This is a genomic window from Rossellomorea sp. DUT-2 (genome assembly GCF_052665285.1).
This window is the reverse complement of sequence record NZ_JBQPEO010000002.1, coordinates 236,858-258,293: the sequence shown is the minus strand read 5'-3', so window position 1 is coordinate 258,293 and position 21,436 is coordinate 236,858. Positions and strand designations below refer to the sequence as shown.

Here is a 21,436-nt window from a genome sequence, read left to right as displayed (position 1 = left end):
AGGAAAATCATATGTCTTTTTTTAACAAAGTGTTTGCTTCAATAGGAATCGGAGCGGCTACAGTAGATACAAAATTAGAAAAATCAAGCTATCAAGCAGGGGAAACAGCAAAGGGTATAGTAGAAATTACAGGAGGAAGCGCAGATCAAAACATTGATTCTATCTATTTAACTCTCTTTACTACATATATTCGTGAATCAGATGACAAAAAGTATACTGATTATGCTCCCATTCAAAAAGTTCAAATATCCGAGCCGTTTACCATCGGTGAAAATGAAAAGAAAGAGTTTCCTTTTACCTTTACCTTACCATTTGAAACTCCCATCACGTATGGAAATACAAGGGTGTGGGTAGCCACTGGCTTGGATATTAAAAATGCAGTTGATCCTAAAGACAAAGATTATATTGAAATCGTTCCGAATGGATTGACGAATGCGGTGCTCACATCTGTTCAGGAACTGGGCTTCAGGATTCGCAAGGTAGAATGTGAGCAGGCACCACGCCGCTACAGAGGTCGCTATCCATTCATACAGGAATTCGAATTCGTTCCGGTCAATGGTCCATATCAACGAAAATTAGATGAACTTGAAGTGATGTTCCTGAATCAATCTGAAGAACAAGTGGATCTGCTTCTGGAAGTGGATCGACGGGCAAGAGGGTTAGGTGGATTTTTAGCAGAAGCTCTTGAAATGGACGAATCCATGGTTAAATTAACCATTAGAACGTCAGATATCCCTCATCTTTCATCAAAACTGCAAGATGTGATTAATAAATTCACTTAAAGAAGCAATTCGACAAAGATTCCTATGTTTCCATGAAGGATTCGACAAGGTCTATGTGTAATAGTATGAGTACAACATAATGACGGAGGGGTACTCATGCCTTTACTTGAAAAAATCATTCGTCCTAAGCTTTTGAGATCGACCTATGACATGACCATTTTCCAAACTCCAAAGTATGGAGAGGATAAAGGCTATGAAGAGGTATATCGAATCTCGGTTGAAGCAAATAATCATGAAGAAGCCCTGTATAAAACGTTCAGAACATTTAACGTACCAGATTTGGTTCCTAAAGATTATCAGGGCAGATACATTGCTACACGTGATATTATCTTTATTGACGAGGGGCGGAGAGGTCATTATTATTACCGTCTTCAGCCAAATGGATGGAAAAGAGTGAACCGGATCTTGATTCATTAAATAGGGGACAACAAAAAGTAAAAGGAAAGAATCTTCCTCAAAGTAAGATTCTTTCCTTTATTTTATTGGAATTCCTTATATGTGATTACCCGGACCGTTTTTTCGGTTCTGAGCTGAATTTTCCTTCGCATGTGCATTGTGCTCTGCTTCCAGGGCTTCTTTTGGAATATGGTTATTTTTCTTAGGAGCATTGATTCTGTTTCTGTGTTTTTTACCCATAGCAATCTTCCTCCCCGTTATGATTTAAGTCTTTCAGTTCTTGAAGAGTTAGGTTGTGTCCCGGATCGGGTAGAAGGGTTTGTTTCATTTGCATGCTGTACTGCCTGCTTCAATTTCTTACTCATTTTTTCTTTTACCATGTGAATCCCTCCTTCTTTCGTTAGTTTGACCCCATGCAATGCTTTCTATCCTTCCATTTTCAAGCGTTGCATATGAAATAAAAAAGGATTACAATGGTGTTTCAACAGACTTGTTAGGAGGAAAAGTAAATTGAGTATACATATTAATGCAAAAGAAAATGAAATAGCAGAAACGGTTTTATTACCAGGAGATCCACTAAGAGCAAAGTACATTGCAGAAACATTTCTGGAAAACCCAACATGTTATAATGAGGTTCGTAATATGTTTGGGTACACAGGGACATATAAAGGAAAAAGAATTTCGGTTCAAGGAACAGGTATGGGCGTACCTTCCATTTCCATTTATATCAACGAATTGATGCAAAGCTATAACGTACAAAACCTGATCCGTGTCGGTACTTGTGGAGCTATCCAAAAGGATGTTAAAGTTCGTGACGTCATTCTGGCTATGACCTCATCAACTGATTCTCAAATGAACAGATTAACGTTTAACGGGATTGACTATGCTCCGACAGCTAACTTTGATCTGCTTAAACGTGCTTATGATGCCGGTGTGGAAAAAGGCCTTAACCTAAAGGTCGGAAATGTATTTACTGCCGACATGTTCTACAATGACAATGCAGAGCACGAAAAATGGGCCCAATACGGTATTCTGGCCATTGAAATGGAAACGTCAGCTCTATATACATTAGCTTCAAAATATGGACGCAATGCATTATCTGTACTTACAGTGAGTGACCATATCTTAACAGGTGAAGAGACGACAGCAGATGAGCGTCAAACAACATTCAATGAAATGATCGAAGTTGCATTGGAAGCTGCTATTCAAGAGTAGATTCAACTATTATTAAAAGAAACTGCTTACATTCCCACTTCCGGGTTTATAGGCAGTTTTTCATTTTGTGAAGTTTGTCCTGCTTACAGAAATCTGATTACATGATAAGATGAAGGATGGAACCATTTTAGAGAAACTAGGTGAAAGTATGAAAAAGATCATCTTCGTAACGACTGCTTCCTTGATTATGTTATCGGGATGTTCGCAAGTACAAGATTGGTCAGAGAATTTATTTGGCCAGAAACAACAAGAAACAAAAGAAGAAAAACCTAAGCAGCAATCTCCAGGAGAACAACCGGAGCTGGATGAACAGCCGGAACAAGAACAACCTCCGACTTCAGAGGAAGAAGCGGTTCCGCCAGAACTACAATTAGAGTCTCACTACTTTAACGATGTGAAAGTAGTGGATGGAAAACAAGTGATTCAAAATCCATCCAACCTTTTAGCTCTTGTGAATAAGGAATATGCATTAGATGAATACAAACCAAATGATTTGGTTCGCCCAGATGTTCCGTTTGTATTTGGTAATCAAGAACTTGAAAAGGCATATCTTCGACAAGAAGCGGCATTGCAGCTAGAGAAAATGTTCGCTGACGCTCAATCACAAGGGATTTTACTAACGGCTATTTCAGGTTATCGTTCATACGAATATCAAAAAATGCTGCTGGAAAGAGAAATTGCTCAATTCGGAGAAGAAAAAGCCGTAATGGCCGTGGCTCCTCCAGGCCAAAGTGAGCATCAATCCGGTTTAGCCATGGATATTTCAAGTCAAAGTAATAACTTCCAGGTAAACATTGAATTTGCCGACACGAAGGAAGGGAAATGGCTTGCTGAAAACGCCTATAAATATGGGTTCATCCTTCGTTACCCTAAAGATAAGGTTTCCATTACACAATATCAATATGAGCCTTGGCATTATAGGTATGTTGGTAAGGATGCTGCCAAAGTCATTCATGAAAATGATTGGTCTTTAGAGGAATATTTCAATAATGTGAAAAAGATATAATGATTTTTCAAGGGTTAGGGGCTTTAGGCTTCTGACCCTTTTCTGTGTCACTTGTGATTCATATTGGAGACTCTTTTTAAATCCATTCCGCACTGGGGTTGTTCTGTTTTCTCACGAGTTCACATACAACAATAATAGGGGCTGTCCCAGTTTGAAGTGAGCGGGTGAGACGCATGATGAGGACTTTTAGCATTATTATCATAGGAAGTGTGTTTGTAGGGATCGGTATCAATCTCTTTTTCATGCCACATCATTTCCTGGATGGGGGTATGATTGGGATTGGCCTGATTGCCCATTATTGGTTTGGTTTTAAGCCGGGGCTCACGATTATCTTACTGAGTGTCCCGTTATATATGCTGGCTTTTTATGTGGACAGAAAACTTTTCTATAATAGTATTCACGGTCTCTGGTTATCCTCGTTAATGATAGACTTTTTTCATCAGTGGAAGAATACTCTCACTCTTCCCCCGCTTATGAGCGCCTTCTTAGGCGGGACATGTGTTGGGATTGGAATCGGCCTTATGTTAAAAGGAAACTCTGCCACGGGAGGATCTGATTTATTGGCTCAACTGATTGGAAAAAGTTTTCAAATGAATGTGGGGAAATTAATCTTTGCTTTTGATAGCATCGTGCTGGTGGTTGGCTGGCCGATCATTGGTACAGAGTCTTTCTTATATTCTTTATTTGCTGTCAGTACAGTAGGGTTTTTTACAACGATTTTGACACATCATAATCATGACAATGGATTTTCCTTTCGTTAATATTGAAAAGCTGATAGAATAAAGAAGCTATGAGTGGGAAGATTGCTCATATAGCTGTTTCGTGATAGTGTAGTCGGTAAATTCACACAAGATACATAGCAACGAAAGTGGTGGAAGCTTTGGAACAAGATAAGACAGATCAGTCACAACAAGAAACCCATTCAAGTTTTATAAAAATGAAGAAGTTTAAATTTGTTATGCTCTTGTTTTTCCTTGTATTTGCAACTGCAGGAATTACAACATTTGCACTGGCCTTTGGGGACGAGAAGGCAGTAAATGTAGGGGTAACCGAACGTTCAGAGTTTCAAAAACTTTATGAAGCATATGATAAGTTAAATGAAAATTACTTTAAAGACCTTGATCAGGACACCTTAGTAAACGGTGCTATTAATGGGATGCTTGATAGTGTGGGAGATCCTTATTCTGATTATATGAATGTAGAAGAAGCTGAAAAATTCCAGGAAAGCATCTCTTCTTCTTTCGAAGGGATCGGTGCAGAAATACAGGAGAAAGAAGGATATATATCCATCGTATCTCCCATAAAAGGTTCTCCGGCAGAGAAAGCCGGATTACAGCCGAACGATACAATCACGAAAGTGGATGACAAAAGTATTCAAGGAATGTCTGTCACCGATGCGGTTCTCCTTATTCGTGGTGAAAAAGGGACAAAGGTTACACTGACCATTCAACGACCAGGTCAGGATAAGCCAATGCAAGTAACCATTACAAGGGATGAAATTCCAATTGAAACGGTTTATGCAGAAATGAAAGAAAATGGTGTAGCTGAAATCCAAATTACGAGCTTTTCGGAGAATACGTATAAAGAATTAACGGAAGCTTTAAATGAAATGAACGATAAAGGCATGAAAAAACTTGTTCTTGATTTAAGACAAAATCCAGGTGGATTGCTGGATCAAGCTGTGAAAATCTCTAACCTGTTTGTTCCTGAAGGTGAAGTTTTATTCCAAGTGGAAGACAGCAACGGTAAAGTGGAAAAGTACGTTTCTGAATCAGGGCAGAAGGTAGATGTTCCTACAGCTGTTCTTGTAGATGGTGGAAGCGCAAGTGCTGCCGAAATCTTAGCAGCAGCTGTAAGTGAGTCAAATGATATTCCCCTTGTTGGAACGAAAACCTTTGGTAAGGGAACAGTCCAAACAGCGGAAACCTTCCAAGATGGATCAAACATGAAGTTTACAACGGCTAAATGGTTAACACCAGATGGCAATTGGATTCATGAAAAGGGGATCACTCCCGATATTGAAGTGAAGATGCCGGAATATGCACAACTTCCATACATCAATCCTGAAAAGGAACTGAAGGAATCAGACTTATCCGATCAGGTGAAAACAGCAGAGCAGATGCTCAATGCACTGGACTTGAATCCAGGAAACGTTGATGGATATTATGATGAAGATACGACAAAAGCGGTTAAGCAGTTCCAGGAAAAGAATGAACTAGAGGTAACTGGAACGTTAAATGCTGAGACGACGGTTAAGCTAATGTCCAATCTTCGAGAAAAGCTAAAAGAAAACGATCCGCAAGTGAAAAAAGCGATCGAAGAGTTAACCAAAAATAATTAAGTGGTAGATCTCGGGTGAAAGTACCTGAGATCTTTTTTTTGGCTATTGGTTTCTTCTTACTCGTATAGAATATATGAGATGTACCAACAATGAACAATGAGAGTATATATGAGGTGATCTTATGAAAAAAACAGCGTTACTGCTGACTTTATTTTCTGTATTCATTGTTGTAAGTTGTTCACCTTTCTGGGATGAGAGAGAACAACCTGCACCAAAAGAAGAAGTTCAATCGCAAAAGCATTTCTTAGATGAAAAAGATGAATCTATTTTCCCTTTAGTCCTTCAAGATAGAAAATCTCCTGTTCATGTACTTCTAATCGGTTCAGATCAACGAAATAACGAACCTGCCCGTGCAGATGTTTTAATGGTTGCTCAATATACTCCGCAATCAACATCCATGAAGATTGTCTCCATCATGAGGGATACATTTGTAAACATCCCTGGATATGAAAAGAGCAAAATCAATCATGCGTATACGTGGGGTGGAGAAGAGCTCCTGGCTGAAACGATAAAAAGTAATTTCAACATAGAGGTTCACCATACCGTGAAAGTAGATTTTAATGATTTCATAAACGTAATGGATCTCGTTTTTCCAGAAGGGGTCGGGGTTACAGTGTCAGAACCGATGATCAAGTATTGGAAATGGTCAAAGGATCCCGGGAAGCAAGTGTTAAGAGGAGAAGAAATCTTACAATATGTAAGGTTTAGAGGAGACATAAGTAGCGATTTTGGACGAGTGGAGAGACAGCAGGAAATCATTTCGTTAGCAGAAAAAAGTCTAATGGAGCAAATGCAGTCTGGAGAAGGAATTACAACCGTCGTTTCCATTATGAGAGAAGGTTTAAAAAACGTAGAAACCTCTACACCAATGAGTGAAGTGATTAAGTATGGAATGTCATTAATGCTAAATCCCGTAAACTCTGTGGACACACTTCGAGTACCGATAGAAGGAAGCTTTACGGATCTTTCTACAGCGACTGCAGGACAGGTTTTAGACATGGATGAACAGAAGAATCAAGAAGCCATCAGTGAGTTTCTGAAAACGGTTGAGTGATTTACCAAGAATGAAACTCGGAAGAATCCAGGTCCAGGAAAGTTTCTATCTTCTTCATCTTTCTTACAATCAAATCATGTAAATATTTCTTGTACTTCGGATCTTCCGCTTGATCATGTTCCACATGCAGAATTTTAAGGTGTTCCAGATGTTCTTTTAATGTACGCTCATCACTTTCCGATCCACCTGACAGGACTTTGCGGAGAATGACGTCCACCAATTTTTCGTGGCTGGCTTCGATTGTCTTCGTCCCTTGCCGGGCATAAATGGCCCCATACCTTAATTCACCTCTTGTTACAATAGAGGTGTAGGGAACGTATCGTGGATCATAATCAATGATGAGAACCTGGAATCGTTTTAAGTTCAACAAAGGGTGAATCCCTTTAGGGAAAATGAAGTCCTCGGTGCGATAACGTAAATATTTAGGAAGCAGATGCTGTAGTTTATTATCAACATCTGCTTTATCTAAAAATTCCTCATCTGACAACCCCTTTAAATCTAACGATCCATCATCAAATTGCATCACTCCAATAATGATGCATCCACCTCCTGTATTGGAGATAGCCAGAATATGCTTCGCCATCTTTGTGAATTCAATCCAATCTGATTTGAAATCCACGTAATCCGTTTCACCCGTATTATGAAGCAACAGATCCTTCAATGTTTCATGAGAAGGATTCTTCAAAAAGTCCCTTAACTTAAGCGGAACGATCTTCTCATAGTACAATGACAACCCCACCTTTTATAGTACTCACATGTGTATTGATCCTGCCGAAACGGAACGGTCTTTTATGATGATAAATGAAAGAAGTAAATAACATCCATAAATCATCTTAGATGACCCAATTCCTCTTTAGTTCATTCTATGCGTGTAAACATAATAAAACGCTTTTTACAATCGCTCTTTTCCATAAGTTTGTTGTTTTTTAACATAAGGTCTACTTTGACTCTGTCCATTAGTGTGTGCTGGATGGTGAGGGGAACCGCTCCACTTGCAGCTTGCGTTCGGCCGATCCTCCTCAGCTTATGAGCTGCACCCCTATTGTTGGACACACCATCTTTAAGAGAATTTTCGTGACAGATCTATAAGGTGTCAAAATACAATCTAATTAGAAAGTATAGTTTTCTTCAATATGACATTAACCTTTACTCACCTAAAAAGAGGTATTCAATTGATCCGTCACAAAACCTTGACTAAGAACTGATTTTTGAGCAAGCGTCATGAGGTTGATATTGTACACAATTGTTTAGTAAAATTGTTTTTTTGGAACAAACGCTCAAAATATCTATAATTGGAGCTTTTTTTGTTTATAGTCCATTAGCCAGTCAGAATATAGAAGCACAGAGTGGATTGTAGCGGAAGGCACTTGACTCCTGCGGGAAATAGAGGAAAGGTCGAGACCCCGCAGGGCAAAGCCCGAGGAGGCTCGACTTCCTCCCCGCGGAAAGCAAGTGCCTGGAGCGGAAAGGAACGGTCCGTATTTTCGCACTAACACTCATGATATATGCACTTTTTCTTGGAAGTTATGCAAATCCAGCATCCTGTAGTGGACATCCACTACTACTTTTATCTCTAAAATAGCTATAAACTTTGTGAAAAGAGATTTACGAGAATACCTTCATTGTGTTCACAAGCGCTTTCTAATAGAATATGTATAGGATCTATAGAGAGGAAGATTAAATGAAGAAAGATGTTTATATACTATCCGGATTCCTTGGAAGTGGAAAAACGACGTTATTAAAAGATTTGCTTCAAGCCTTAAAGGACCAGAATAAAAAACCGGCTGTATTAATGAATGAATTAGGAAGTGTATCCATCGATAGTGATGAAGTTGAAAAAGATACGGCTTTACGGGAGTTGCTTGATGGATGTATATGCTGCACCATATCGGAAAAGCTGGAGTCACAGCTTCAGGAGTTACTGTTTAATGAAAATTTCGATGTACTGGTCATTGAAACAACAGGAGCAGCCCATCCCGTTGAAGTTGTCGATTCCATCTTATCCCCACTTTTTGCAAATCAGTTCGAATTTAGAGGGATTGTTACTGTTGTGGATGGACTCCAGTGGAAAAATAGGGGTGAATTCAGTCCTGCCGTATTACAATTGATGAGAGAACAAATTCGCCATGCGGAGTATATTGTGGCAAATAAGATGGATTTGCTTACGGAGATGGAGCAGGGAACATTCTCGTATGAACTTCAGCAAATCAACCCAAATGCTAAAGTGTACTTAACGAACTATTCAAAGGTCTCTATGACAGATCTATTATCTTTAAAAGCGGATAACCGAAACGGTTCCTATGAGAAAGCATCGATCGGCGAGCATTTAACCTTACAAGCAATCGTGTATACATTCAATGGAACAGTAAATGGAGAAGCGTTTGAAGAATGGGTGAAAAATCAACCTGACAGCATTTATAGAATGAAGGGGTATGTTCCTTTACAGGGGCGAAAAAATCCAACCTTGTTTCAATATTCATATGGTATGCCCTTATTTATGCCGGGAGACATGAAATATCCTACCAATTTCGTCATAATTGGAGAAGATTTACATAAATCAGAAGTAATACGTTCATTGCAGGAGATAGATATAACTGAATAACCTAAGGGGTGGAGAAACAATTCATGGTGTTTCTATTGTTTAGTGTAGAACTGATCTTATTAATCGGTGGACTTTACGGGCTGAGTATACATGAGACCACTCTGCAGTTCATCATCTTTACTGGCCTCATCGTACTAAGTGTCATCATGTTTATTTCAACGATCGTGTATTATCAGCGAAAAAAACATAAAAGGGAAAGGACCAATGATTGTTGGGACTGTGCAATCTATTCACCTGACTGTCTTCCTTTTCCAGGGGGAAAGAAGTTTGACTGTGATTCACCGGACTGTGATTGTACTCCGGACTGCAGTCCATAGGAGGGAATAGAGTGAAAGGCATCCTTACATTATCCTTTATGCCCTGTCATAGAATACGAGAGCGTTCCCTCGTCGTCAGGGGGAAACAATTTCCAGTATGTTTTCGCTGTATGGGTATTCTCATGGGCATTCTAATCGGGATCCCGTACGTTTGGTTGTATTTCCATTTGGTATCATTCGCTCATTTGCTTTATGTGGGGATGCTCATCTTTCCCCTACTGGCAGATGGATACACCCAGAAGTGGAAGTGGAGAATGAGTACTAATTCGTTACGGTTGCTGACCGGATTCCTATGTGGGATCGGACTATCAATCAGTATCATTCTATTCTCCAAGATGGGAGTCAGAACCGTCATGGTCTTGACGGGTTCATGACCATTGACAGATCATAAGAAAATGTTTAAACTATAATAGTTAACTTAGTGAACTATTTATTTAGTGCAAGAAGTGAGAAAGGTCGATTTTTAGTGGGAAAAGAAATGTACGAGTTAGAGGGATTATTCAGATCCGTTTTTAGAATGATGAAATCAGATATTCGAACCATCTTTGGTGAGTTCATTTCCAATGGAGAATTCCGGGTGCTTCAGCTCATTAGCGAGAATGGGGCATTGAAATCCTCGGAAATATCCAAACGTATGGAAGTATCGGCAAGTCACATCACTTCTATTACAGATACATTAGTAGAAAAAAGCTATATCACAAGAATGCGGTCTAACGAAGATCGTAGAGTAGTAGAGTTAGCTCTGACACCTCAGGGCGAAGAAATGCTTTCTCAATGTGAAGAAAAAAAGACTCAATACTTCCAGGAACTATTTGTGAAATTTGATAAAGAAGAGATAAACCACCTGATTGAACTTTTTGAAAAACTATTGGCATCGAATCGCAAGTAATAAGTGTGAGCATGAAAGAGCAAGGGTTGACCGTAATGGGTCATCCCTTCTATTATGCTTAATTACTTAAGTAAGTGAATTATTATTATTATAAATATTAAGGGAGACTTAAAAATGGAGCACTTAGAACATCGTAAAAAAGTAATGATCATGATAGCCATCATGTCAGCCATGTTATTCGCAGCATTGAATCAAACGATAGTAGGAACGGCTTTACCCCGAATCATCTCTGAAATCGGTGGGATTGACTACTATAGCTGGGTATTTACAATCTTTATGTTAACCAGTTCGGTAACAGCCATATTAGTAGGGAAATTATCGGATATGTATGGAAGAAAGCCATTCATCCTCCTTGGTATAGGAGTCTTTATGATCGGGTCATTCTTGAATGGACTTTCTTCCTCAATCATTCAATTAATCATCTTCCGGGGTATTCAAGGCTTTGGAGCCGGGATGATCATGTCTACTGCTTTTACGGCTGTAGGAGACCTGTTTTCGCCTCGGGAAAGAGGGAAATGGCAAGGTTTAATGAGTAGTGTATTTGGTCTGGCAAGTGTGTTCGGACCTACATTAGGAGGCTGGATCGTTGATAATGCAGATTGGCATTGGGTATTCTGGGTCTTTCTGCCAGTAGGTTTCGTCGCCTTTGGGATGATTTATAAAATGTTTCCTTCACAGAAACCAAATAGAGGACTGAAAGTGGATTATTTGGGCTCTGTTATGCTTACTCTGACGATTATTCCATTATTATTGGCCTTTACATGGGGTGGAAATGATTATGATTGGGTTTCCCTTCCGATTATAGGGTTACTGTCAGCAACGGTGATATTCTTTGTCTTATTTATCATTACGGAAAAGAAAGCAAGTAATCCCGTTCTTCCACTTCAATTATTCAAGAATAAAATCTTCACTTTATCCAATATCATTGGATTTATCCTGGGTGCCGGGATGTTTGGAGCCATTATGTATATGCCGTTCTTTATTCAAGGGGTCATGGGGACATCTGCCACTAAGTCCGGCTTGGTAATGATGCCGATGACATTGAGTATGGTGATCGCAAGTACAGTTGGTGGGCAGATCATCACGAAGACAGGCAGATATAAATTTCTGGCCCTAATCGGTTTGTTCGTCATGAGTGCTGGAATGATTCTCTTATCCTTTATGGATACGAACACAACCAATACAACGGCTCTAATTAATATTATTATAGTAGGAACAGGTCTTGGGCTGAGCTTCCCTGTGTTCACTTTAACGGTTCAGAACGCTGTCCAGCATAAGTTCCTTGGTGTGGCTACCGCTGCCACCCAATTATTCAGGCAAATCGGCGGTACGATTGGTGTAGCCATCATGGGTACCGTGATGAATTCTTCCATGTCTTCAAAGATGACTGAGAAAATGTCAGAAGTGAAAGACTCACCTCTTCTTACAAATCCTGAATCATCAGGAGTGCTGAAGCAGCTTCAGGATCCTCAAAACATTATGAATGGTGAGAAATTAAAAGAATTACAATCAACATTACCTCAAGAATACCAAGGGATATACGCAACCATTCTCGATGGGGTGAGAGAGTCGTTAAGTTTCGCTTTAACGAATGTCTTCTTTATTGGTGCTATCATCCTTCTTGTTGGTTTTGTATTAACGTTCTTTATGAATGAAATCCCATTACGTATGTCGAATAAAGATGTAACGGAAGAAGAAAAAGAAACAAAGCTTAAAGAAGCTTCCAATCATTGATTGGATCCAGTTCTAAATAAGAAGAGGGGTAACCGGGTGAATCTGTACTCAAACACAGAACCAACCAGTTACCCCTTTTTAAAAATGAATTACATCTTACTCTCTCCAAATTTCTTAAACGTCATCTCATCCTCCACTAAACCGCAAGCGGCACATTGTACTTTTAAATCCGGTCCATTGTATGCTAGATGAAAAGGCTCGATCTGCCCTTCTTCATAACTTTGAACAACTTCTCCAGAGGCAGGATCGAGTTTCACACTCTGAGATACTTGTTGTATAATATTAAATCGTGTACGATTCGTCTTACAGCTGGGACAGCGATAGGGTGTAGTCATGTACATCACCTTTCTTTGTTTTTTTCTAGTATGCTTAATAAATAAACTTTTTATGTAAAGGTTGTTGGATCATGAGATTAGAATCATTCGAAGCATTATTAGAGGCCTACAGGCAGATATGGAAAAACCGATTATTAATAAGTGAGGATACTTCTTCAGAAAAAATCCTGAAGGAAACCATTAAACGTGAACTATTGGACGGAAATAGTCATCCAAGAGTGCGTAAATCAAAGGAAGAAAAATACCTATCAGCTACGAAGAGAATCATTGAATCGGACCTGACGAGTGAAGAGAAAGTTTCATTAATAAAGGTACATCTTGAAATGGTCTCACAATTGAACGGAGATACATAAAGACATTTAAACGTTTAGCATGTAAAACCGAGGACAGACATTGCGTATCCATCCATGATGGAGTATCAGAAAATAAACAAATCATCTCATTCTGAGCATTTCCCTTTCTTATATACCTACACAGGTATATAATGATGATTAGATGATAAAAAAGGATGATGCCAGTATGCTAGTAATAAGCTTACTTCTATTTAGTGTACTTTCTTATATGATGTACTATCGATATTTTCCTGTTAGAACAAAACAATGGTCTTCTCTCGAGGTGACTTCCCGGAATGTAGTGGTGGATGTTCGGGATTATCAAGATTCATCTAAAGAAGAGTGCGATAATATTGTAGCGATCCCATGCGGATATATAACAAGGCATTACCACGATATCCCTGAGGGACCAATTGTCGTAATGGGGAGTAATCCGATTGAATGCAATGTAGGGGTTAGACAATTAAAACGTCTTGGTTTTGAAGTAGAAGGATATATTATCATTCAATCTGACAAAAAATGCAACGAATACCTATCTTTAGGATGAAATCGCATGTTGTGTGAAATGTTACTGTAACATCCGTTACAATGATGGACCCTTCAAAAAGCTGTCAATATTGATATACAGGTAATTATTAGTCTTCAAGACTAAATAATACAATCATTGGAAATGTAAGTAAATCATTTCGGAAATACATTTCTCCCTACTAGAATCAATGATTACTATAGTACTATAAAGAAATTGTCTTTCAAAATAGAACAATTGATTTCTAGTTACCAAGTTCTCCCGTAAATGTAACAAAAACAGGGTGGTATGATGAATGTGCAGCAAGGAAAAACACATTCACTAAGGAGGAATTCATTTTTATGAACAAGAAAATGATGATTTCAACTGCAACAGCATTCACTTTATTAGCAGCACCATTCGCGGCAGGTAAAGCTGACGCAGCAGCACCATGTCCAACAGATAAGGTTGCTCAACAAGTGAACGCATTTAAATATAGTGGTAATCAAGAAGATTTAAATAAATTTGTACAAGATACTCTAGCAAAATACCAAATCGAAGGTAAAGATATTAATGTACAAGAGCTGTTAAAAGGACAAGCTCCTAAAGCTCAGGCAGCGCCAGCGCCTGCTAAGGAAGCACCAAAAGCAGAAGCGCCAGCACCAGCTCCAAAAGCAGAAGCACCAAAAGCAGAGGCGCCAGCTCCAAAAGCAGAAGCACCAGCACCTGCACCAGCACCTGCAGCAAACGAACAGCAACAGCAACCAGAACAACAGGCTAGTGAAGAAACAGGTCAATTAAGCCAATATGAGCAAAAAGTAGTGGAATTAACAAATCAAGAGCGTGCAAAACAAGGTCTTCCAGCACTTAAAGTAGATACTGAGCTAAGCAAAGTTGCACGTGAAAAGTCTCGTGATATGCAAGCGAATAACTACTTCTCTCACGATAGCCCGACGTACGGTTCACCATTCGACATGATGAAGCAGTTCGGCATCCAATACAGCTCTGCCGGTGAAAACATCGCTATGGGTCAAGCTACTCCAGAAGAAGTAGTACAAGCATGGATGGACAGCGATGGTCACCGTAAAAATATCTTAAGCTCAAACTACACTCACATCGGTGTAGGACATGTAGAAAACGGTAACTACTGGACTCAACAGTTCATTGGTAAATAATATAACGCAACCATGAAAGCAGCCTCTCTTTTGGAGAGGTTGTTTTTTTTACTTTAAAATTAAAGTGATGTTCACATTTGGCACAACAAATCCTCCAAAGAAGGTTTGAGATTAGGTTTTCACTCAACTAGGAAAGATATACAAAGAATAGCGCGTGTAAGTTCATGAACACATGAATTAAGAGCTCACATTTGCAATTCAGCCTAATCATTCTTACTATTGAAGTATAACGAGTACGTGGAGTGAGCTTGATGAAAGAAAAAGTTGTGCTAATAACGGGAGGGTCGAAGGGGATCGGCCGGCGAACGGTAGAAGAATTCTCGAAACAAGGCTATACCGTTATCATTAACTATAGGCAAGACGATCAATTTGTTAAGGATCTTGTCTCCCACTTGAAGGAGAAATTTAACAATAAATTAATAGCGGTCAAAGGTGATATTTCTGTACCGGAAGAATGTGAACGAATGGTAACGGAAATATGGACTGAAGTCGAAAGTATCGATATCTTAATTCATAATGCAGGTCCTTACGTGAAAGAGCGGAAGTCATTTGTGGATTATTCCCCGGAAGAATGGAATTACATAGTAAATGGAAATTTAAATAGCGTTTTTTATTTATCAAGGCTGATCATCCCTAAAATGCGTGAAAAGAACTGGGGAAGAATCATTACGTTTGGATATGATCGAGTTGAAACAGCACCAGGCTGGATCTATCGTTCCGCGTTTGCGGCAGCAAAAGCGGGACTCGCTTCCTTTACGAAAACGATATCAATAGAAGAAGCTTGTAATGGAATAACCGCCAATATGATCTGCCCTGGAGATATCGTAGGCGAATGGAAAGAAGAAAAAATCCATAAAGCAAAAGAATATCATGATCCGGGCACACCGGTCGGGCGACCTGGGACAGGGGAAGACCTTTCGAGGATCATTTCTTTTCTTTGTAAAGAGGAATCTGATTTCATTACCGGCTCCATCATCCCCGTTACAGGGGGCAAGGATGTGCTGGGAAAGGTATTTCGTCAGTGAATGAAAGAATAGACACGGCAGAAAATAGAATCTGTCGTGTCTATTGATTTCATTTATGGGTTTATTCACTTATAAGGCTATATTCTTTACGATACTTTTTTTGTATGAATAACAGCCTGGCAGTCAATGTTATGGCACCTGCCGTTAATCCGGAAGTCAGACCAAGCCAAAATCCATATGGACCAAAGTCAGTGTAGTTTGCCAGGACATAACCCAAAGGTAATCCAATGACCCAATAGGATATGAGTGCCATCATAAAGGTGATATTAACATCCTTGTATCCTCTGAGTGCCCCTTGTACCGGAGCCTGAATGGCATCTGATAGCTGAAAGAATACGGCATACAATAAGAAATGAGCCGTTAATTCCAATACATATGCATCATCTGAATAAAGGTACGAGATTTCTGAACGGAACACGAGCAAAATCACACCGTATATGACTGCCAATAGTAATGCAAAGCATACCCCCATCCAGCTGTAGATCTTTGCATCCCGAAGCCTTTTCGCTCCTACCTCAAACCCTACAACAATGGTTAATGCCATCGAAATACTAAGAGGGATCATATAGAGAAAGGATGCAAAATTGATCGCTGCTTGATGAGCTGCGATGACAACGGTGTCATAGTTGCTCATTAACAAAGTAACGGCAGAGAAAATGCTTACTTCAAAGAAAATCGATAAACCGATGGGTACCCCGATTTGAAAGAGCTCTTTCCACTTAAGAAGGTTTGGCTTATGAAGGGTTTTAAAGACAAAGAATTGGTCAAAAGGACTTTTCGTATGCACGACCCAAAAGGCAATGAGAGTAATGACCCAATAAGTGATGGCTGATGCATAACCCGCACCTACTCCTCCTAATGCAGGGAAACCGAGTTTTCCGAAAATCAGTATATAATTAAACACCACATTGATTGGAAGGGAAAGCAATGTAATAAACATGGTGACCCTTGTCATTCCTAAAGCATCAATAAACGATCTCAGCACATTATAGATGAACAATGGAATCATCCCAAATGAAAGTCCTATAAGGTACTCTTTGGCTACAGTACGGACCTGTGTTTCGATATTCATTCCGTTCAGAATTGGATTAAGAACGAATGCTCCGACAATCATCACGAAAAGTGATAGAGCAATGGCAGCATAGACACCTTGAAGCACAGTGTGAGGAACATCTTTCTTATTTCCTCCTCCTATTAATTGAGCGACGATGGGGGTAACCGCGAGAAGGATGCCACTTAACCCTGTAAATACCGGAACCCAAAGGGAGGAACCTATGGCGACACCTGCTAGGTCGGAGGGAGAATACTTTCCTGACATGATGGTGTCAAAGAAATTCATCGCAAACATCCCAAGCTGGGTGACCAGAATGGGAATGAGTATAAGGGACAATTGTTTGATTTTATCTTTAAAAGTGTGTGTTTCTCTCATGGAATGAACTCCTTTGCATAACGGCACTTGAACATATGATAAATTCACTATCATACTGTATCATATTTTTAAGTGATAGAGAGTCAAATATGCATTTTAACGCAGCACTCTTATATAATGGGTGTTGAAAAGATTAAGTTGTCAGGGAGGCAGAGAATGACTAAACAATGGCAGGACTGGATTTGGATTGTTTTTTTAATATGGTACGGGGTGGGGATCATTCTCGTTTCTCTCGATTGGCTTCCACCGTCCCTTCAATGGGCAAATGCCGTTTTTTTATATTTGGCCGGTTTTTTGGCTATTCTTTATGCTATGAGGAAATTCGGAGGACAAAATGGGGCCATCATCGCGATGTGTATAATGCTCCTTACGATTTTTGCAGAGTCTTTAGGTGTTCATTATGGACTGATATTTGGTTCTTACCATTATGAAAAAGACTTTGGCATTCAACTAGTTGGCGTACCCATCACCATAGGCTTTGCCTGGGTAATGGTAATCTTCACGAGTATGGCACACTATGAATTTCTACTTTACCACAGTAAGACTGTAATGGGAGCGTTTATTTATAGCACGGTCACATCCCTTTTAGCGGTGACGATGGACTTGATTATTGATCCGGTAGCGTTTAAAGGACGTGAATACTGGATATGGGATGAGGGTGGGATGTATTATGATATTCCAAATCAAAATTTCTTAGGCTGGTTTTTTGTTTCGTTCTTCATTCAATTTATTCTGTACTATTGGCTAAAACACGAGGGTGTTTCTTCACATTGGAGCTCGCGGATGAGACGGTTGTATTTCCTCGTGATCTTTATGTTTATCGTGACAGCGATCGTAGAAGGCTTGTGGCTGGCTGTTTGGGTTACATTGGCACTTTACGGTGTGTCTCTCTTACTTAGAAAACGATTGGAGAAGGTAGTATGATCGAACCGAAGAAAAGTCCGGGATTTCAACGCATGTTGGCCTACTACCTTACTTATCAGCTGAAAAAACATTTTTATCGTGTATGGATCGATGATCAGAGGGAGGAAAGGAAATCACCTTCCGGACACTTGATACTCGCGAATCACTCGAGCTGGTGGGACGGGTTGATGGTCTTTTACTTAAATCATTATGTTGTAAAAGAAGACAGCTATGCGATGATGAGTCAGAAAGGGATGGAGGAATTCTCTTTTTTTCGTAAAATCGGGGCATTCTCTGTGAACCCTGAGTCACCTAAAGACTTAGTCTCTTCTTTAAAGTTTGCTGAAAAATGCCTGCAACAGAAAAGAACTGTCTGGATCTTTCCCCAGGGGAAGGAAGAGCATCTTGAGAAGAGACCTCTTTCATTTATGAGTGGACCTGGCTTCTTAAGTGAACGTAACCCAGGGATAAAGGTAACGATGGTCACGTTTTACTACACATTTCGTCATGATCAAAGGCCTGAATTATTTATCCGGATCTGTGAAGAGAATGGTGATCATAGCAAACAATCAAGAAAAGAGCTTACAGACAGTTTAAGGACGATTATGGAAAAAAGGCTCGATTCCCTAAAAACTGATATCATAAAAGAAGACCTATCGAGCTTTCAATTATTACTCAAAGGATTCCCTACGAATAGTGAATGGTTGAGTTTCTGGAAAAGAAGGAAGCGGGGGTGAATAGACATTGAATTATTATATCCTCATCACGCTCTTATTTGTTTTGGTCACATTCATCAATCTCCTCTTTTTGCCGAAGCTTTCCAGTAAGTTATCTTCGAATGAATTTGTTTCAGTCCTGGTGCCAATGAGAAATGAAGAAAGGAATGTGAAGGGATTAATTGCAAATATAAAGAAGATTACCCATTCACATGTAGAATTTATCATATTAGATGATGGCTCGACGGATCGTACGCAAGAGCTCCTATCTCAACTGACGAAAGGGGATTCCCGTTTTAAGGTAGTCAATGGGAAGCCCCTTCCAAAAGGATGGGTAGGAAAGGTCCATGCATGCAAGGAGCTTAGCAGACATGCAAGCGGAACCTATTATTTATTCCTTGATGCAGACGTCAGGGTGTCCCCGTCCGTCATTGAGAAAGTATTATTTCAGATGAACCACTACGATGCAGGGCTTGTAACGGGATTTCCCCAATTTCCCATCCCTACTTTACTCGGTAAAATGCTGGTTCCATTTCAACACTTCCTGGTATATTTTCATTTACCCATTGCAGTTGCCAATCATACGACTAAAAAAGCATTTACGGCTGCTCACGGGTCCTTTATGTTTTTTAAGAGGGAAGCGTATGAAGAGTGCGGTGGTCATGAAGCGGTGAAATCGTCTTTATTAGAAGATGTGCATATTGCGAGGAAAGTGAAAGAGAAGGGTTGGAAGGTAACAATCGTTAACAACACGTATGACGTGACATGTCATATGTATGATACGAATAGGGAAGTATGGGCAGGTTTCTTGAAAAATATTTATATAGGTTTAGGGAGAAATCCCATTTCAGTTTGGCTACTTTCCCTTTTTTACTCTGTATTTTACATACTGCCGCTTCCCCTGTTCCTATATGGGTTAATAGCAGGGGAATGGAGCTATTGTGTTCCGTTGGTTGCGATATGGGTACAAACCCTTATGATTGATATGGCATCCAATCAATCCAGGTGGCATTTTCTTATCATGCCGCTTGCTTCTATAAGCTTTATCATCATTATGTGGGCTTCGATGCTGAGAGGAATGAAGAAACAGGGATACGTTTGGAAGGGGAGGACCTATTCATGAAGGATATTGTCATTATTGGAGGCGGATTAGGGGGATTGTCCGCCGGTATTTCTCTCCAAAGTAAAGGCTACAACGTAACGATCATAGAAGATAACCTTCATCCTGGAGGGAAAATGATGCCTGTTGAAATGGATGGGTATTCCTTTGATTTTGGTCCGAATACCATTACCATGCCTGAAGTGTTTCAATCGGTGATCAATGATGCGGGAGGAGACTCTTCTCATTATTTTCAGTTTAAGCGACTTGTAAAACATACGAAAAACGTCTTTCACAATGGGAGAATTCTATATCAATCAGCGGACCCGGAGGAAATGAGTACGGAACTTGAAAAACTAGATCCGTACGGGGCATCTCATTACAAAGAATACTTAAGGGAAGTGGAAAAGCTGTATACATTAGCCGAGCGGGGTTTTTTCTACCGGGTTTTTGGTTCATGGCGGGATTATCTTTCCCCTCAGCTATCCTATAGCTTTATGAAGGTCCGTCCCTTTGAAAAGATGGATCATTTTCACCGAAGGTTCTTTCAGGATGAGGATGTGTTGAAGGTGTTTAATCGTTATGCAACGTATATTGGATCCTCGCCGTATGCGTGCCCTGCTACCTTTTCGTTGATCGGCCACCTCGAGATGAAAGAAGGGGTGTATTATACGAATGGTGGGAACACTGGTATAGCTAAGGGCTTCTATCAATTCTTTAAAGAACTGGGAGGGACTGTCCACCTGGGGAAAAAAGTTAAAGAGATTGTGGTCAAGGACAAAAGAGCAGTGGGTGTTGTAACTGGAGACGACGAAACGATATCTGCTTATGATGTGATAGTGAATGGAGATTTTATCACGGCTACGAAAAACCTTATTGAAGAGAAAGATCGTCCAAGCCACCCTGATAGGAAACTGGATGCCTATGAACCTTCCATTTCCGCTTTTGTCATTTTGGCAGGGTTACGGACCTTTCAGGATTCCGTTCATCATCATCAAGTGTATTTCACAGAAGATTATCAAAAGGAGTTCTCGGAGATTTTCATAAAAAAAGAGCTTCCAAGTGATCCTACGATCTATATCAGTCATTCAGCTGCCACTGATTCCCGTGTTACAAAGGGAAGTAATTTGTTCATCCTTGTGAATGCTCCAGCCGCTCCGTTATCCGACGAGCAAGCCGATGCTTATAAGGAGAAGATTTATCAGAAATTAGAAGCAAAAGGTCTTCCTATACGTGAATCATTAGAAGTAGAGAGAGTATATACCCCGGATACGATCAAACAGAAATTCTCCGCCTATAAAGGCTCTCTATATGGCCTTGCTTCCCACCGGATGACAGAAGCGTTTCTTCGCCCTTCCAACGTCAGCAAGGACATTGAGCACCTTTTCTATGTCGGAGGTACGACTCATCCGGGTGGAGGCTCCCCGATGGTTACAATAAGCGGAAGAAATGTAGCGAACTACATACTGAAGCGAGATAAAGAAGCACTGTTTTAGGAAGTCTTCATTGCATCCTCCTATGGGTTCTTCGCTGAGATTGAAAGGGTTCTTATTGAACATAACAGGAGGAACCCTTTTCTTT

The 21,436-nt window shown here is 39.9% G+C and carries 25 protein-coding genes; 20 read left to right on the top strand and 5 right to left on the bottom strand.

Annotated elements, in window-relative coordinates; all coding sequences use genetic code 11:
• Positions 1–11 precede the first annotated feature (11 nt).
• Positions 12–782, top strand: a complete 771-nt coding sequence (locus ACOSV2_RS06940; RefSeq protein ID WP_428974519.1) for a sporulation protein — start codon at positions 12–14, stop codon at positions 780–782.
• A gap of 96 nt (positions 783–878) precedes the next feature.
• Positions 879–1,199, top strand: coding sequence for a YodL domain-containing protein (locus ACOSV2_RS06935; protein WP_113970960.1), 321 nt, complete (start codon positions 879–881; stop codon positions 1,197–1,199).
• 75 nt (positions 1,200–1,274) lie between these two features.
• Here ACOSV2_RS06935 and ACOSV2_RS06930 read toward each other — a convergent pair whose 3' ends face one another.
• Complete coding sequence (locus ACOSV2_RS06930) at positions 1,275–1,418, bottom strand: hypothetical protein (protein WP_181778227.1); 144 nt, start codon at positions 1,416–1,418, stop codon at positions 1,275–1,277.
• A gap of 17 nt (positions 1,419–1,435) precedes the next feature.
• Entirely contained in the window at positions 1,436–1,558 is a 123-nt protein-coding gene (locus ACOSV2_RS06925) for a hypothetical protein (RefSeq protein WP_428974518.1), read from the bottom strand.
• 130 nt (positions 1,559–1,688) lie between these two features.
• Between ACOSV2_RS06925 and deoD the strand changes: the two genes are divergently transcribed.
• The 5 genes from deoD to ACOSV2_RS06900 all read left to right on the top strand — a co-directional run bounded on the left by deoD (position 1,689) and on the right by ACOSV2_RS06900 (position 6,794).
• A complete protein-coding gene (gene deoD / locus ACOSV2_RS06920; RefSeq protein WP_113970961.1) occupies positions 1,689–2,393 on the top strand; it encodes a purine-nucleoside phosphorylase in 705 nt (234 codons plus the stop codon).
• 148 nt (positions 2,394–2,541) lie between these two features.
• Complete coding sequence (locus ACOSV2_RS06915) at positions 2,542–3,399, top strand: D-alanyl-D-alanine carboxypeptidase family protein (RefSeq protein ID WP_428974517.1); 858 nt, start codon at positions 2,542–2,544, stop codon at positions 3,397–3,399.
• Between the two features lie 173 nt (positions 3,400–3,572).
• A complete protein-coding gene (locus ACOSV2_RS06910; protein ID WP_428974516.1) occupies positions 3,573–4,160 on the top strand; it encodes a YitT family protein in 588 nt (195 codons plus the stop codon).
• A gap of 119 nt (positions 4,161–4,279) precedes the next feature.
• The gene (locus ACOSV2_RS06905) at positions 4,280–5,740 is read left to right on the top strand and encodes a lmo1851 family serine protease (RefSeq protein ID WP_428974515.1); all 1,461 of its coding nucleotides are present in this window, start codon (positions 4,280–4,282) and stop codon (positions 5,738–5,740) included.
• A gap of 121 nt (positions 5,741–5,861) precedes the next feature.
• Positions 5,862–6,794, top strand: a complete 933-nt coding sequence (locus ACOSV2_RS06900) for an LCP family protein (RefSeq protein ID WP_428974514.1) — start codon at positions 5,862–5,864, stop codon at positions 6,792–6,794.
• 1 nt (position 6,795) lies between these two features.
• Here ACOSV2_RS06900 and ACOSV2_RS06895 read toward each other — a convergent pair whose 3' ends face one another.
• Entirely contained in the window at positions 6,796–7,521 is a 726-nt protein-coding gene (locus ACOSV2_RS06895) for an AlbA family DNA-binding domain-containing protein (protein ID WP_428974513.1), read from the bottom strand.
• A 954-nt stretch (positions 7,522–8,475) separates the two neighbouring features.
• On the opposite strand from ACOSV2_RS06895, the gene ACOSV2_RS06890 reads away from it, so the two are divergent.
• From ACOSV2_RS06890 to ACOSV2_RS06870, 5 genes are all read left to right on the top strand, one after another.
• Positions 8,476–9,396, top strand: coding sequence for a CobW family GTP-binding protein (locus tag ACOSV2_RS06890; protein ID WP_428974512.1), 921 nt, complete (start codon positions 8,476–8,478; stop codon positions 9,394–9,396).
• A gap of 23 nt (positions 9,397–9,419) precedes the next feature.
• Positions 9,420–9,713 carry a hypothetical protein gene (locus tag ACOSV2_RS06885; RefSeq protein ID WP_428974511.1) on the top strand — a complete coding sequence of 98 codons (294 nt, stop codon included), beginning with the start codon at positions 9,420–9,422 and terminating at the stop codon, positions 9,711–9,713.
• A gap of 11 nt (positions 9,714–9,724) precedes the next feature.
• Entirely contained in the window at positions 9,725–10,087 is a 363-nt protein-coding gene (locus ACOSV2_RS06880) for a DUF2085 domain-containing protein (RefSeq protein ID WP_428974510.1), read from the top strand.
• Between the two features lie 104 nt (positions 10,088–10,191).
• The gene (locus ACOSV2_RS06875; protein ID WP_428974509.1) at positions 10,192–10,602 is read left to right on the top strand and encodes a MarR family winged helix-turn-helix transcriptional regulator; all 411 of its coding nucleotides are present in this window, start codon (positions 10,192–10,194) and stop codon (positions 10,600–10,602) included.
• A 114-nt stretch (positions 10,603–10,716) separates the two neighbouring features.
• Positions 10,717–12,336 carry an MDR family MFS transporter gene (locus ACOSV2_RS06870; RefSeq protein ID WP_428974508.1) on the top strand — a complete coding sequence of 540 codons (1,620 nt, stop codon included), beginning with the start codon at positions 10,717–10,719 and terminating at the stop codon, positions 12,334–12,336.
• 89 nt (positions 12,337–12,425) lie between these two features.
• On the opposite strand, the gene ACOSV2_RS06865 is transcribed toward ACOSV2_RS06870, so the two are convergent.
• On the bottom strand, positions 12,426–12,671 hold the full coding sequence (locus ACOSV2_RS06865) for a DNA alkylation repair protein (RefSeq protein WP_428974507.1): 246 nt from the start codon (positions 12,669–12,671) through the stop codon (positions 12,426–12,428).
• Positions 12,672–12,742: 71 nt separating this feature from the next.
• On the opposite strand from ACOSV2_RS06865, the gene ACOSV2_RS06860 reads away from it, so the two are divergent.
• The 4 genes from ACOSV2_RS06860 to ACOSV2_RS06845 all read left to right on the top strand — a co-directional run bounded on the left by ACOSV2_RS06860 (position 12,743) and on the right by ACOSV2_RS06845 (position 15,708).
• Positions 12,743–13,024 carry a hypothetical protein gene (locus ACOSV2_RS06860; RefSeq protein WP_428974506.1) on the top strand — a complete coding sequence of 94 codons (282 nt, stop codon included), beginning with the start codon at positions 12,743–12,745 and terminating at the stop codon, positions 13,022–13,024.
• Positions 13,025–13,190: 166 nt separating this feature from the next.
• Positions 13,191–13,550 carry a hypothetical protein gene (locus tag ACOSV2_RS06855; protein ID WP_428974505.1) on the top strand — a complete coding sequence of 120 codons (360 nt, stop codon included), beginning with the start codon at positions 13,191–13,193 and terminating at the stop codon, positions 13,548–13,550.
• A 320-nt stretch (positions 13,551–13,870) separates the two neighbouring features.
• Positions 13,871–14,683: a CAP domain-containing protein gene (locus ACOSV2_RS06850; protein ID WP_428974504.1), complete on the top strand. Its 813-nt coding sequence runs from the start codon at positions 13,871–13,873 to the stop codon at positions 14,681–14,683.
• A 251-nt stretch (positions 14,684–14,934) separates the two neighbouring features.
• Positions 14,935–15,708, top strand: coding sequence for an SDR family oxidoreductase (locus ACOSV2_RS06845; protein WP_428974503.1), 774 nt, complete (start codon positions 14,935–14,937; stop codon positions 15,706–15,708).
• Between the two features lie 61 nt (positions 15,709–15,769).
• On the opposite strand, the gene ACOSV2_RS06840 is transcribed toward ACOSV2_RS06845, so the two are convergent.
• Complete coding sequence (locus ACOSV2_RS06840; protein ID WP_428974502.1) at positions 15,770–17,137, bottom strand: MATE family efflux transporter; 1,368 nt, start codon at positions 17,135–17,137, stop codon at positions 15,770–15,772.
• 156 nt (positions 17,138–17,293) lie between these two features.
• Here ACOSV2_RS06840 and ACOSV2_RS06835 point away from each other — a divergent pair, with 156 nt between their 5' ends.
• The 4 genes from ACOSV2_RS06835 to ACOSV2_RS06820 are packed head-to-tail and all read left to right on the top strand — an operon-like array spanning position 17,294 to position 21,351.
• Complete coding sequence (locus tag ACOSV2_RS06835) at positions 17,294–18,061, top strand: carotenoid biosynthesis protein (protein WP_428974501.1); 768 nt, start codon at positions 17,294–17,296, stop codon at positions 18,059–18,061.
• Positions 18,058–18,777, top strand: coding sequence for a lysophospholipid acyltransferase family protein (locus tag ACOSV2_RS06830; protein WP_428974500.1), 720 nt, complete (start codon positions 18,058–18,060; stop codon positions 18,775–18,777). Before ACOSV2_RS06835 ends, ACOSV2_RS06830 begins: the two co-directional genes overlap by 4 nt.
• 7 nt (positions 18,778–18,784) lie before the next feature.
• Positions 18,785–19,879 carry a glycosyltransferase gene (locus tag ACOSV2_RS06825; protein ID WP_428974499.1) on the top strand — a complete coding sequence of 365 codons (1,095 nt, stop codon included), beginning with the start codon at positions 18,785–18,787 and terminating at the stop codon, positions 19,877–19,879.
• Positions 19,876–21,351 (top strand): phytoene desaturase family protein, encoded by a 1,476-nt coding sequence (locus ACOSV2_RS06820; RefSeq protein WP_428974498.1) that lies wholly within the window; start codon positions 19,876–19,878, stop codon positions 21,349–21,351. The genes ACOSV2_RS06825 and ACOSV2_RS06820 overlap by 4 nt, the downstream gene beginning before the upstream one ends.
• The last annotated feature ends 85 nt before the right edge of the window (positions 21,352–21,436 follow it).

Bases quoted from the DNA above. Each gene is read 5' to 3' on its own strand.
- ACOSV2_RS06835 (WP_428974501.1), top strand. From the start codon at position 17,294: ATGACTAAACAATGGCAGGACTGGATTTGGATTGTTTTTTTAATATGG.
- ACOSV2_RS06845 (WP_428974503.1), top strand. From the start codon at position 14,935: ATGAAAGAAAAAGTTGTGCTAATAACGGGAGGGTCGAAGGGGATCGGC.
- ACOSV2_RS06940 (WP_428974519.1), top strand. From the start codon at position 12: ATGTCTTTTTTTAACAAAGTGTTTGCTTCAATAGGAATCGGAGCGGCT.
- ACOSV2_RS06830 (WP_428974500.1), top strand. From the start codon at position 18,058: ATGATCGAACCGAAGAAAAGTCCGGGATTTCAACGCATGTTGGCCTAC.
- ACOSV2_RS06850 (WP_428974504.1), top strand. From the start codon at position 13,871: ATGAACAAGAAAATGATGATTTCAACTGCAACAGCATTCACTTTATTA.
- ACOSV2_RS06915 (WP_428974517.1), top strand. From the start codon at position 2,542: ATGAAAAAGATCATCTTCGTAACGACTGCTTCCTTGATTATGTTATCG.
- ACOSV2_RS06890 (WP_428974512.1), top strand. From the start codon at position 8,476: ATGAAGAAAGATGTTTATATACTATCCGGATTCCTTGGAAGTGGAAAA.
- ACOSV2_RS06860 (WP_428974506.1), top strand. From the start codon at position 12,743: ATGAGATTAGAATCATTCGAAGCATTATTAGAGGCCTACAGGCAGATA.
- ACOSV2_RS06820 (WP_428974498.1), top strand. From the start codon at position 19,876: ATGAAGGATATTGTCATTATTGGAGGCGGATTAGGGGGATTGTCCGCC.
- ACOSV2_RS06840 (WP_428974502.1), bottom strand. From the start codon at position 17,137: ATGAGAGAAACACACACTTTTAAAGATAAAATCAAACAATTGTCCCTT.
- ACOSV2_RS06930 (WP_181778227.1), bottom strand. From the start codon at position 1,418: ATGGGTAAAAAACACAGAAACAGAATCAATGCTCCTAAGAAAAATAAC.
- ACOSV2_RS06865 (WP_428974507.1), bottom strand. From the start codon at position 12,671: ATGACTACACCCTATCGCTGTCCCAGCTGTAAGACGAATCGTACACGA.
- ACOSV2_RS06875 (WP_428974509.1), top strand. From the start codon at position 10,192: ATGTACGAGTTAGAGGGATTATTCAGATCCGTTTTTAGAATGATGAAA.
- ACOSV2_RS06935 (WP_113970960.1), top strand. From the start codon at position 879: ATGCCTTTACTTGAAAAAATCATTCGTCCTAAGCTTTTGAGATCGACC.
- ACOSV2_RS06855 (WP_428974505.1), top strand. From the start codon at position 13,191: ATGCTAGTAATAAGCTTACTTCTATTTAGTGTACTTTCTTATATGATG.
- ACOSV2_RS06885 (WP_428974511.1), top strand. From the start codon at position 9,420: ATGGTGTTTCTATTGTTTAGTGTAGAACTGATCTTATTAATCGGTGGA.
- ACOSV2_RS06870 (WP_428974508.1), top strand. From the start codon at position 10,717: ATGGAGCACTTAGAACATCGTAAAAAAGTAATGATCATGATAGCCATC.
- ACOSV2_RS06910 (WP_428974516.1), top strand. From the start codon at position 3,573: ATGATGAGGACTTTTAGCATTATTATCATAGGAAGTGTGTTTGTAGGG.
- ACOSV2_RS06900 (WP_428974514.1), top strand. From the start codon at position 5,862: ATGAAAAAAACAGCGTTACTGCTGACTTTATTTTCTGTATTCATTGTT.
- ACOSV2_RS06925 (WP_428974518.1), bottom strand. From the start codon at position 1,558: ATGGTAAAAGAAAAAATGAGTAAGAAATTGAAGCAGGCAGTACAGCAT.